The organism is Streptomyces daghestanicus (genome assembly GCF_020521275.1).
Classification (GTDB): domain Bacteria; phylum Actinomycetota; class Actinomycetes; order Streptomycetales; family Streptomycetaceae; genus Streptomyces; species Streptomyces griseoviridis.
Genome location: NZ_BNDX01000009.1, coordinates 108,455 through 120,361, shown reverse-complemented (window position 1 = coordinate 120,361; position 11,907 = coordinate 108,455). Strand labels below are relative to the sequence as shown.

9 protein-coding genes are annotated in these 11,907 nt (G+C 74.8%); 2 read left to right on the top strand and 7 right to left on the bottom strand.

Going from position 1 to position 11,907, the window contains the following annotated elements; translation table 11 throughout:
• Positions 1-56: 56 nt before the first annotated feature.
• From Sdagh_RS18640 to Sdagh_RS18615, 6 genes are all read right to left on the bottom strand, one after another.
• A complete protein-coding gene (locus Sdagh_RS18640; RefSeq protein WP_190077202.1) occupies positions 57-869 on the bottom strand; it encodes an ABC transporter permease in 813 nt (270 codons plus the stop codon).
• Positions 870-999: 130 nt separating this feature from the next.
• A complete protein-coding gene (locus tag Sdagh_RS18635; protein WP_189418530.1) occupies positions 1,000-1,968 on the bottom strand; it encodes an ABC transporter permease in 969 nt (322 codons plus the stop codon).
• Between the two features lie 20 nt (positions 1,969-1,988).
• A complete protein-coding gene (locus tag Sdagh_RS18630) occupies positions 1,989-3,584 on the bottom strand; it encodes an ABC transporter substrate-binding protein (RefSeq protein WP_190077194.1) in 1,596 nt (531 codons plus the stop codon).
• Between the two features lie 157 nt (positions 3,585-3,741).
• The gene (locus Sdagh_RS18625; protein ID WP_189418101.1) at positions 3,742-4,272 is read right to left on the bottom strand and encodes an O-acetyl-ADP-ribose deacetylase; all 531 of its coding nucleotides are present in this window, start codon (positions 4,270-4,272) and stop codon (positions 3,742-3,744) included.
• On the bottom strand, positions 4,269-5,678 hold the full coding sequence (locus Sdagh_RS18620; protein WP_189418099.1) for a phytoene desaturase family protein: 1,410 nt from the start codon (positions 5,676-5,678) through the stop codon (positions 4,269-4,271). The genes Sdagh_RS18625 and Sdagh_RS18620 overlap by 4 nt, the downstream gene beginning before the upstream one ends.
• Before the next feature lie 720 nt (positions 5,679-6,398).
• Positions 6,399-7,247, bottom strand: a complete 849-nt coding sequence (locus Sdagh_RS18615) for an inositol monophosphatase family protein (RefSeq protein WP_189418097.1) — start codon at positions 7,245-7,247, stop codon at positions 6,399-6,401.
• 234 nt (positions 7,248-7,481) lie between these two features.
• On the opposite strand from Sdagh_RS18615, the gene Sdagh_RS18610 reads away from it, so the two are divergent.
• Entirely contained in the window at positions 7,482-9,419 is a 1,938-nt protein-coding gene (locus Sdagh_RS18610; RefSeq protein ID WP_226535418.1) for a glycerophosphodiester phosphodiesterase family protein, read from the top strand.
• 129 nt (positions 9,420-9,548) lie between these two features.
• Positions 9,549-10,613, top strand: coding sequence for a lipoate-protein ligase LplAB (gene lplAB / locus Sdagh_RS18605; RefSeq protein ID WP_189418095.1), 1,065 nt, complete (start codon positions 9,549-9,551; stop codon positions 10,611-10,613).
• Positions 10,614-10,619: 6 nt separating this feature from the next.
• Here the strand turns inward: lplAB and Sdagh_RS18600 are convergent, their stop codons facing one another.
• Positions 10,620-11,579, bottom strand: coding sequence for a cation diffusion facilitator family transporter (locus Sdagh_RS18600; protein WP_189418094.1), 960 nt, complete (start codon positions 11,577-11,579; stop codon positions 10,620-10,622).
• Between the last annotated feature and the right edge of the window lie 328 nt (positions 11,580-11,907).

The following is an 11,907-nucleotide window of genomic DNA, read 5'->3' as shown; positions in this document are numbered from 1 at the left end:
CGCGTCCGGCGCGTCCGGCGCGGGTGAGGGGGACGGCTGGGGTGGCTGGGGCGGCGTCACAGCATCAGCTCCGATCGGCGGCGGGGGTTGATCCGCTCCCGCCACGCCCCGGCGAGGCCCGCGACGGCGAGGGTGGGGACGATGAGGAACAGGCCCGGGAAGAGGGTCGGCCACCACTGCCCGGTGAGCAGGGAGCCGCGGGCGTCCTGGATGAGGTTGCCGAGGCTCGCCAGGTGGGTGGGCAGGCCGAGCCCGAGGAAGGAGAGCGCCGACTCGTGCCACATGGCGTGCGGCACCATCAGTACGGCGGCCAGCGCGGCCTGCGGCAGCACCCCGGGCAGCAGGTGCCGTACCGTCACCCGCCACCGGGACGCGCCCCCGGAGACGGCGGCGTCGATATAGGGCCGGGAGCGCAGGGAGAGCACCTCGGCGCGGACGATACGGGCGGTGGACAGCCAGTGGGTGAGCGCCACCGAGACGACCACCGGCCCCACCCCGGGGCGGAACAGCGCCACGATGAACACCCCGAGCAGCAGGTGCGGTACGGCGGAGAAGGCGTCGACCAGCCGCATGACGCACCGGTCGAACCAGCCGCCCAGCGCCCCGGCGGCGGCGCCCACCGCGGTGCCGACGACGGTCGCCGTGAGTGCCGCCGCGACCCCGACCAGCAGGGAGACGCGCAGCCCGTACACGCAGCGCAGCAGCAGGTCGCGGCCGACGTCGTCGGTGCCGAAGGGGTGGGCGGCGCTCGGCGGCAGCAGCTCGGCCGCGAGGTCGACCGCCTGCTGGTCGAGCCGGACGAACGGCGGGACGAGCAGCACGGCCAGCACGGCCGCGGCGAGCAGCGTGGCGGAGACGCGCAGGCGCAGGGTGCGGCGGCGGGCACCACCGCGGGCCGCCGCCGTGAGGGCGCCGGCGGCAGCCGCGGTCGCCTTGGTCGTCTTGGTCGTGGTGGTCGTGGTGGTCTTGGTCGTGGTGGTCGTCCTGGTCGTCGGGGTCTCAGAGGTCACTGAGCCTCACCCTCGGGTCGAAGAGTCCGTAGAGCAGGTCCGCGAGGAGGTTTCCGGCGAGGACGGCGGCGGTGGCGAGGGTGGTGAGCGCGGCGAGCAGCGGGAAGTCGACGGCGGTGGCGGCCTCGACGGTGGCCGAGGCGATGCCGGGCCAGCTGAAGACGGTCTCCACCAGCAGGGCGCCGGTGATGAGTTCGGGCACGCGGGAGCCGATGAGGGTGAGCACCGGCAGCAGTCCCGAGCGCAGGGCGTGGCCGAGCAGCACGGTGGCTTCACCGAGGCCGCGGGCGCGGGCGCCGCGCACCGGGTCCTCCGCGAGGGCGTCGCCGACGCCCTGGCGGACGTACAGGGTGAACCAGGGCAGTTGGGAGACGGCGAGGACGCTCGCGGGGAGGACGAGGTGGCTCGCGACCTGGGCGGGGGTGACGTGTCCGGCGGCCGTGTCGGTGAGGCCGCCGGCCGGCAGGAGGGGCCACTCGAGGGCGAACAGCCAGACGGCGAGCAGCCCGGTCCAGAAGACCGGGGCCGCCTCCAGGACGTAGGCGAGGGAGGTCACCGCCCGGTCCAGGAGCGAGCCGGGGCGCCGGGCGGCCAGCACGCCGAGCACGGTGCCGGTGAGCACGGCGGCGGTGAAGGCGGTCGCGCACAGCAGCGCGGACCAGCCGAGGCGTTCGGTGATGACCTGGGCGACCGGCTGCCGCAGCACGCCGGAGTGGCCGAGGTCGCCGCCGAGCGCGGCGGTCAGCCACTCCCACCAGCGGGTGACGAAGGGCTCGTCGGCGCCGAGGTTGGCGCGGAGCCGGTCCAGGGTCTCCTGGTCGGCGCCGAGCGCGGCGGTGCCGGCGTACGCCTTGACGGGGTCGAACGGGGAGGCGGCGGCGAGGGCGAAGACGCCGAAGGTGACGCCGGCCAGGACGGGGGCGGCGGACAGCGCCCGCCGCCCCGTCAGCCGGGCCATCGCTCCCCAGGGGAGCGCGCTCATACCCGGGGCCGCCACTCCTCGACGTTCCACCAGGGACCGCTGGCGAAGCCGTGCTCGTGCGGTTCGAGCTGGGTGCTGGGGCCGTCCCAGCGGTCGGCGAGGACGTAGAGGTGGTCGATGTGGGTGAGGAAGGTGTAGCCGGGGTCGTCGACGAGGGCCCGCTGGACCGTGTCGTAGGCGGTGCGGCGGGTGCCGGGGTCCTGGCCGCGGCGGCCGGCGTCGAGGGCCTTGTCGACGGCCGGGACGTCGTAGCGGGCCATGTTGTTGAAGCCGTCGCCGGCGAGGGAGGAGTGCAGCAGGGTGTAGAGGCCGAAGTCGGGGTCGCCGACGCTGCCGAAGCCGGCCAGGACGGCGTCCCGGCCCATCCGGGGTTCGATGACCTCCCAGGTGGCGCCCTCCGCCTTCACCTCGATGCCGGCCCTCCTGGCGTCGGAGGCGTAGGCGAGGGCGTGGTCCTGGCGGACCTTGTCGCCGGAGGGGTAGTAGAGGGTGAACGCGGCCCGCCGTCCGTCCTTGGCGCGGACGCCGTCGCCGCCCTCCTTCCAGCCCGCCCGGTCCAGGAGGCGGCGGGCCGCACCGAGGTCCTGGTCGCGTTCGATGTCCTCGGTGTACCAGGGGTCGTCGGCGGGCAGCGGCCCGTACGCCGGGAGGCCGGCGCCGTCGAGGATGCGGTCGACCATGGCCCGGCGGTCCACGGCGGCGTCCAGCGCCCGGCGGATCGCCCGGTCCCCGGTGACCGGGCCGGCGGTGGGGAGGGTGACGGCCCGGAAGTCGTAGGTCTTCGCCTCGTACGTGCGTCTGCCGCGGTCGTCGGCGAAGGTCGCGGCGAGGTCGGGCGGCAGGACCGCGCCGTCCAGGTCGCCGGAGCGCAGGCGGGTCGCGCGGACGTTGTCGTCGGCGACGATCGCCATGGTGAGGGACTTCACGGCCGGTGCGCCGCCCCAGTAGTGCGGGTTGGCCGCGAAGGTGAGCCTCTCGCCCTTGCGCCAGTCGACGAGCGTGTACGGGCCGGTGCCGACCGGCTTCGTGTTGAAGGAGCCGGTGTTGGGGTCCTGCCGGCCCGCCACGTGCTCGGGCACGACGGGCAGCACGGTGCGCGCGGCGAACGGCGCGTAGGGGTACTTCAGCCTGAACACCACCGTGTGGTCGCCGTCCGCCCGGACGCTCTCGACGGCGTCCAGCTCGCTGCGCGCGGTGGTGTTGGTGGCCGGGTCGAGGATCGTCTCGTACGTGTAGACCACGTCGTCGGCGGTGAGCGGTTCGCCGTCGCTGAACTCCACGCCCTCGCGCAGGCGGTAGGTGTACGTCCGCCCGCCGTCGCCGATCTCCGGGAGGGCCTTCGCCAGCGCGGGCTTGAGCCGCAGGTCGGTGTCGCGGGCGAGCAGCCCGTCGAAGATCTTGGAGTTGCCGTCCTTGCCGTAGCCGAGCAGCGGGCTGAGCGTGTCCGGTTCGGAGGCCACCCCGATCACGACGGACCCGCCCGCCTTCCCGTCCGCGCCGGCGCCGTCGGTGCCTCCCGGCGCGGAGCAGGCGCCGGCGCCCACGGCCAGCGCGGCCACGACGGCGGCGCCTCGTATCCGACGGGTCCTCATGTGTCCCCCACCCTTGTCGACATGGCGATCCAAGCATCTGTTGAGATGGCTGCGCTGTTGCGCATCAGTCGCAATTAAAGCGTGAGGTGGGGGCGGAGCGCACCTGCGGGCGGGAGGAGCCGGTGAGAGGGCGTGCGCGAGGGGCGCGGTCGGCCGGTCAGTCCAGCTGTGCGGCGAACGCCGCGTGGGCCCGGTCGTCGAAGAGGACGAACCTGACCTCTTCGACCCGGGTGGGGGTGGCCCGGACGGTCGCCACGGCGATGCGCGCGGCCTCGTCCAGCGGCCAGCCGTAGGCGCCGGTGGAGATGGCGGGGAAGGCCACCGTCCGGGCGCCGAGCTCGTCGGCGACCCGCAGGGACTCGCGGTAGCAGGACGCGAGCAGGGACGGATCGGCACCGGGAGCGCCGTACACCGGGCCGACGGTGTGGATGACCCACCGCGCGTCCAGATCGCCGGCGGTGGTGGCGACCGCCTGTCCGGTGGGCAGGCCCCTGCCGTACCGGGAGGCGCGCAGGTCGCGGCAGGCGGCGAGGACGGCCGGGCCGCCGCGCCGGTGGATGGCCCCGTCGACGCCGCCTCCGCCGAGCAGGGAGGAGTTGGCCGCGTTGACGAGCGCGTCGGCGTGCTCGCGGGTGATGTCGCCCTGGGCCAGCGTGAGCGCGGGCGCGGGTCCGGTCGGGTCCGTCATGTCTGCCTCAGCCTTCGCCAGACGGCTTTCGCCGCGTTGTGTCCCGACATGCCGTGTACCCCGGGGCCGGGGGGCGTCGCGGAGGAGCAGAGGAAGACCGCCGGGTGCGGGGTGGCGTAGGGGAAGAGGGTGGGCCGGGGGCGCAGCAGGGCCTGGAGGCCGGAGACCGCGCCGGAGGCGATGTCTCCGCCGACGTAGTTGGCGTTGCGGGCGGCCAGTTGGGGCGGGCCGGCGGTGGCGCGGGCGAGGACCCGGTCGCGGAAGCCGGGGGCGAACCGCTCCAGCTGGCGTTCGACGGCTTCGGTGAGGTCGCCGGTCCAGCCGTTCGGGACGTGGCCGTACACCCAGAAGACGTGCCGGCCGGCCGGGGCGCGGGTGGGGTCCACGACGCTGGGCTGCACCGTGATCAGGAAGGGCTTCTCGGGCGCGCGGCCCGCGCGGGAGGCGTCGTGCAGGGCGGTGCCGATCTCCGCGCTGTCGGCGCCGACCTGCACGGTGCCGGCGGCGCGGGCCTCGGGCGCGGTCCACGGGACGGGGCCGTCCAGCGCGTAGTCGATCTTGAAGACGCCGGGGCCGTACCGGTAGCCGTCGTAGGCCCGGCCGAAGCCGGCGATGCGGGCGAGCGCGGTGGGCGAGGTGTCGAAGACGTAGGCGCGGGCGGGCGGCAGGTCGTCCAGCCGCTTGACCTCGTAGTCGGTGTGCACGGCGCCGCCGAGGTCGGTGAGGTACGCGGTGAGCGCGTCGGAGATCGCCTGGGAGCCGCCGCGCGCCACCGGCCAGCCCCGGGCGTGCGCGGCGAGGAGGAAGACCAGGCCGATGGCGGAGGTGGCGAAGCCACCGAGCGGGGCCATGACGTGCGCGACGAGTCCGGCCAGCAGGGTCCGGGCCTTCTCGTCGCGGAAGCGGCGCATCAGCCAGGTCGACGGGGGCAGTCCGGCGAGGCCGAAGCGGGCCAGGGTGACCGGGTCGCGGGGCAGCGCGGTCAGCGGCAGGGACATGAAGTCCCGGACCAGCGTGTCCCAGCGGGGCAGGAACGGCGCGACCAGGCGGCGGTAGGTGCCCGCGTCACGCGGGCCGAGGGAGGCGGCGGTCGCGCCCACCGACCGGGCCAGCACGGCGGCCGAACCGTCGAGGAAGGGGTGGGCCATGGGCAGCTCGGCGTGCAGCCACCGCAGGCCGTAGCGGTCCAGGGGGAGGGCGCGGAAGGCCGGTGAGCTGACGGCGAGGGGGTGGGCCGCGGCGCAGGGGTCGTGCCGGAAGCCGGGCAGGGTCAGTTCCTCGGTGCGGGCGCCGCCGCCGACCGTGGAACGGGCCTCGAAGACGGCGACGGAGAGGCCGCGCCGGGCCAGCTCCACGGCAGCGGTCAGTCCGTTCGGTCCCGCACCCACCACGACCGCATCGAGCATCGACGGCACCTTCGGACTCCTTCGTCAGCCGATGGCCAGGGGGACCAGGATAGGGCCCGCGTTTCGGCGGGGGCCGGGCGTGGGCGGGGCCGGTGGCCTTCGGGCGTGGGCGGGGGGTTCTGCGGCCTCCGAGGGCGGGTACGGGTCCGGTGGCCCCGGGCACGCGTGGAGGCCCGGCGCACACCGGACGAGAGCGGGGGACTGCGACCCCCGAAGGTAGGTGCGGGCCCGACGACCCCGGGCACGCGTGGAGGCCCGGCGCACACCGGACGAGAGCAGGGGACTGCGACCCCCGAAGGTAGGTGCGGGCCCGGCGGCCCCGGGCACGCGTGGAGGCCCGGCGCACACCGGACGAGAGCAGGAGACTGCGACCCCCGAGGGTGGGTACGGGTCCGGCGGCCGTCGGACGCGGGTGCAGGACCGGTGACCACCGGACGTGGGCGCGGCCCGGCCGACCACCGGGCGTGGGTGCGGGTCCGGCGGCCGTCGGACGCGGGTGCAGGACCGGTGACCACCGCACGCGGGTGCGGGACCGGCAGCCACCGCACGCGGGGCAAGGCCGGTGACCACCGGGCATGCGCGCGGGCCGGCCGGCCACCGGACGCAGGTCGAAACCCGGCGGCCTCCGGGTGTGGGCCCAAGCCCAGCAGCCGCCGGCGTGGCACAGGCCCCGTGGCCGGTGGGCGTGGGCACAGCCCGGCAACCACCGGCGGGCCGGTGTCAGGCGGCCGTGCCCGACAGGAGCGCGACGATCCGGCGGGCGGTGGCCGCGTCGCGGGCCGCGGTGAACGGCAGGGCGTTGCCCCCGGCTGTGCGGAACGGCTCGCCGGTGACGGTGAGCTGGGTGCCGCCGGCCTCCTCGACGAGGAGCAGTCCGGCGGCGTGGTCCCAGGCGGCCTCCCAGCCGAACACCGTGCCGTCCAGCTCGCCGCGGGCGACGGCGAGGTATTCCAGGCCGGCCGAGCCGCAGGGGCGGGGTGCGACACCGGGGACGTCGAGGGCCCGCAGGACGCGCTTCTCCTCGTCCGTGGTGAAGTCCGGGTGGGACGTGGCGACGCGCAGGTCGCGGCCGGGCTCGGGCACCCCGGCGAACAGCCGCTCGCCGTCCAGGAAGGCGCCCCGGCCGCGGACCGCCGTGGCGCACTGGTCGCGGGCGGGGGCGTAGGTCCAGGACGCGAGCAGGACGCCGCGGTGGGCGAGCGCGACCAGCGTGCAGAAACCGGTGTCGCCGTGGACGAACTGCCGGGTCCCGTCGACGGGGTCGACGATCCACACCGGCGCGTCACCGCGCACCGCGTCGTAGGTGGCCGGGTCGGCGTGCACCGCCTCCTCGCCGACCACCACCGAGCCGGGGAGCAGGGCGCCCAGCGCCTCGGTGAGATACCGCTCGGCCTCCCGGTCGGCGTCGGTCACCAGGTCGTGCGGGCCGGTCTTCTGGTCGATCTCGTGGGCCGCGAGCCGGCGCCAGCGCGGCATGATCTCCTGGGCGGCCGCCTTGCGGACGGCCTCTTCCACCTCGTCGGCGTGGCGGCTGAGAAACTCGTCGATGGTTCCGTCGTGCTCGATCATGCCTCCATGAGAGCACGCGCCACTGACAGCGCCCGCCGGGCGGGTGCACGCCGGGTGGCAGCGGGACGAACACGAGGTGCGTCCGCCCGCCCGCCGTCCCTCATGGGGTGCCGGGTCCTGCGCGGACCGCCGTACGGTCTGCCCGGGCCGGCACCTCGCCGCTTCCCGGGGATTCCCCCGGCCTTCATGATCAGGTCGCCTTCCGCTGGCCGGGCGCGCCTAGCCTCCGCTGCCATGACGTCTTCCACCATGGAAACCCCGGCCGGCTCACCGTCCGGCAGACCCCGTTCCGCGCGCGGCCGTCTCGCCACGGCGCTCGCCGCCGCCGGTTCCCTCGCCCTGCTGTCCCTGGCCCCCGCCGCGGCACACGCCGAGGACGCCGCGCCGCGCCCCGGTGACGTGGTCGTCTCCGAGGACTTCGACTCCGGTGGCATACCCGCGAACTGGCGTGCCGTGGACGGTGACTGGCAGGTGAGGGACGGCCGGCTGGTCGGCAGGGCCGCCTCCGGCACGAAGAAGCTGACGTTCGGTCCGCATCTGGCGGACTACCGCTTCGAGGCGACCGCCCGCTTCGAGTCCGTCGCCGAGGCCACCCGCTGGTTCGCCCTCGGCCTGGACGTGCCCGCCTCCGGCGCGACCCCCTGGTGGATCGCCACCCTGCGCAGCGGCAGCACCGCCGCCAACGGCGTGGAGTTCGCCCAGCTCACCCCGGCCGGCGCCTGGAACGTCACCGACACCGCCGCCGCCCCGCGCGCCGCCGCCACCGGCCGGGACGTCAAGGTCCGCGTGGAGGTGCACGGCCACCGGGCCGCCTGGTTCCTGGACGGGCGGCAGCTCATGCGGACCAACCGGCTCCAGCGCTCCGCCGACGGCGGTCTCGCCCTGGTCGTCAACGGCGCCGAGGTCTCCTTCGACGACGTGAAGGTCACCGCACTCGCCCCCAACGGCTACCTCCGCCCCGAGGGCGCCCCGCTCACCGTCGTCGCCCACCGGGGCGCCTCCTCGGCGGCCCCCGAGAACACGATGGACGCCCAGGAGGTCGCCCGGCGCGGCGGCGCGGACCTCATCGAGAACGACGTCCAGCTCAGCGCGGACGGCGTCCCGTACCTGATGCACGACAACACCGTCGACCGCACCACCGACGGCAGCGGTGACATCACCACCCTGACCTCCGCGCAGATCGACCGGCTGGACGCCGGTTCCTGGTTCGCCCCGGCCTTCGCCGGCGCGCACGTCCCGACGCTGCGGGAGCAGCTCGCCGACCTGCGGACCCGGGGCGGCGACCTGCTGCTGGAGGTGAAGCGGGCGGACAGCAAAGCGCAGGTCGCGGCCATGCTCGACGTCGTACGGGCCGAGAGGATGACCGACCGGGTCTTCGTGCAGAGCTTCAGCCGGGACCACCTGAGGTGGGTGCGCGAGCTGGCGCCGGAGCTGCCGCTCGGCCTGCTGGTCGGCACCCTCGACGCGGACCCCGTCGCCGTGGCGAAGGAGCTGGGCCTGACCTCGTACAACCCGAGCGGCGCCGCCCTGGAGACCCGCCCCGAGGTGGTGGACGCGCTGCACGCGGCCGGCGTGGCCACCATGGTGTGGACGGTGGACTCGGCGGACCGGTGGAAGACCTACGACGGCTACGGCGTCGACGCGGTCATCACCAACCGTCCGGCCGAGCTGTCCGGCTGGAACCAGGCGCAGGGCCGGCAGGCCCCCGTGCCCGCGCCGGCCGCGACGGTCGCCTCCCCGGCCGACGGTGCCGTCCTTGACCGCGCCCAGCGGCCGGTCCTCGCCGTCGGCACCGAGCACGCGGACGCGTCGAGGACCGAGATCACCGTGGACGGAGTGCGCCGCGCGGCCGGCGACACCCTGGACGCGGCGAAGCTGACGGCCGGGCGGCACACCGTGCGCGTCGCGGTCTTCGGCGCGGGCGGTACGGCGACCACCACGAGCACGTTCACCGTGCGGGCGGACCCGGCCGGGCTCGGCCACCTCGTCCTGGCCTCCGGCGGGCAGCCGAAGACCGTCGCCGGTCTCCTTGACCGCCTCGCGCGCGGCGCGTACGGCAAGCTGGCGGCGGAGGCCGAGAAGGCGGCCCGGCGCGGTGACCTGCCCGCCGGCGCGGCCCGGCTGGTCGCCGCCGACGCCCGGTGGCTCCAGGCGGCGGCCGGCCACCGCTGACCGGCCGTTCCCGGCCCGGCGCAGCACCGTCGCGCGGGGCCGGGAACACCCGGGTCGTGCCCGGCGTTCCCGCTTCGTATCAGGAATCTGCGGAGAAACACGCCTGTACGGGAACACGGAGGCGGATCGGTGCACGGTGAGTACAAGGTCCCCGGCGGCAAGCTGGTCGTCGTGGACGTGGAGGTCGAGGACGGCGTGCTGCGCCGGCCGCGCGTGGCGGGCGACTTCTTCCTCGAACCGGACGAGGCGCTGGACGCGCTGAACCGCGCGCTGGAAGGCGCCCCGGCCGACACCGACGCGGCCGGACTCGCCGCCCGGATCGACGCGGCGCTCCCGCCGGGCACCGTGATGTACGGGCTGACCGCGGAAGGCGTCGCCGTCGCCGTGCGCCGGGCCCTCGCGCACGCCACCGACTGGACCGACTACGACTGGCAGCTCATCCACGAGGCGCCCCAGTCCCCCGCCCTGCACATGGCCCTCGACGAGGTCCTCACCGCTGAGGTCGCCGCCGGCCGGCGTCCGCCGACGCTGCGCGTGTGGGAGTGGGCCTCCCCCTCGGTGATCATCGGCAGCTTCCAGTCGCTGCGCAACGAGGTGGACCCCGAGGGCGCCGCCCGGCACGGTGTGGAGGTCGTACGGCGGATCTCAGGCGGCGGTGCGATGTTCGTGGAGCCGGGCAACACCATCACGTACTCGCTCTCGGTGCCCGAGGCACTCGTGCAGGGCCTGTCCTTCCAGGACAGCTACGCCTACCTCGACGACTGGGTGCTGGGCGCCCTCGGCGACATGGGCATCAAGGCGTGGTACCAGCCACTGAACGACATCGCCACCGAGGCCGGCAAGATCGGCGGCGCCGCCCAGAAGCGCGTGGTCGGCACCGGCGGCGGCCCCGGCGCGGTCCTGCACCACGTCACCATGAGCTACGACATCGACGCCGACAAGATGTTGGAGGTGCTCCGCATCGGCAAGGAGAAGATGTCGGACAAGGGCACCAGGAGCGCGAAGAAGCGCGTCGACCCGCTCCGCCGCCAGACGGGCCTGCCCCGTGAGGTTGTCATCGAGCGGATGCTCGCCTCCTTCCGCGGCCGCTACGGGCTGGCCGAGGGCCGCGTCACCGACGAGGAGATGGCCCGCGCGAAGGAACTCGCCGACAGCAAGTTCAGCGACCCGGAGTGGACCGCCCGCGTGCCCTGATGGCGGCTAGCTCTTTCGCGCGGCCCGTCCGAACGCGGGCGTCGGGTCGAGGTAGAGCCGTTTGACCGCGGGGAGCAGTGTTCTCAGTCGTCCTTCGGCTTCTTCACAGGACCGTTCGATGTCCGCCGCTGTCGCCGATCCATGGAAATCGACTTTGGCCGCGACCAGCGCCTCCTGGGGCCCCTGCACGAGCGTGGTCAGTTCCAGGACGCTCTCGATGTGTTCGACTCGCAGCAGCTCGGCGCGTATCCGCTGCCTGACGTCGGCGGGAAGCGCGCGCCCGATCAGGAATTCGACGTTGGACCGGCCCAGCACGCAGGCCACGTACAGCAGAAGCGCCCCGATGCACAGGGAGGCCAGACCGTCCCAGGCGGCCTGGCCGGTGAGCTGTCCCCCGAGCAGACCGGCGGCCGCGAGCAGCAGGCCGATCAGGGCCGTGGAGTCCTCCAGCACCACGGCCTTGACGGCGGTGTCGGGAGTGCGGCGCAGGAAGCGTCCGACGGGCACCTCGAACCGGGCCGCCTCCCCGCGTGCCTGCCTCAGACCCGTCCGCAGCGAGTAACCCTCCAGCAGGAAGGCGACGGCGAGGACGATGTACGACACCAGTGGGTCACCGAGATCCTCGCCCGCGATCAGGGTGTGGGCGCCGTCGTAGAGGGAGAAGACGGCACCGCCGACGAAGGTGGCGACGGCGGCGAGCAGGGCCCAGACCCAGCGTTCCGGGCCGTGGCCGAGAGGGTGCTCCTCGTCGGCGGGGCGCTCGCTGCGTCTGAGGGACGTGAGCAGCAGCACCTCCGTGACCGTGTCGGCGACCGAGTGCGCGGCTTCCGACACCATCGCGCTGGAACCGCTGATCAGGCCGGCGACCGCTTTGGCCAGGGCGATGCCCAGGTTGGCGAGGGCGGCGATGATCACGGTGGAGAGACTCTCGCCGTTTCCCGCCGCGGGGTGTACTGGTTCGGGCATGGCCTCGGATTCCTGTGGACTGCGCGCGGGAAGATGCCAGGGCCGGGCCAGGGTGCCTCGACCGGCATGCCGGGAATCGCCGCTGAGCGCACGGCGGTTGCGCCGACAGCGCACGACGGCGGCCGGTGCGCCGCCCGGTCGGCGCGGGACTGCCTCGTAAGACACCGCACGGGCCTTCGCCGCCCGTCCGGCTGTGCGCTGTGTGGTCAGAGCGAGTGCGCACGCACGCAAACACGTGCTGTTCCCGCGTCCTAACGTGGCCGCCGTCCAGCGGGTTTCGCACCTTCGGACAGTCACGCCGGACCGACCGGCACACCCACGAGGTATC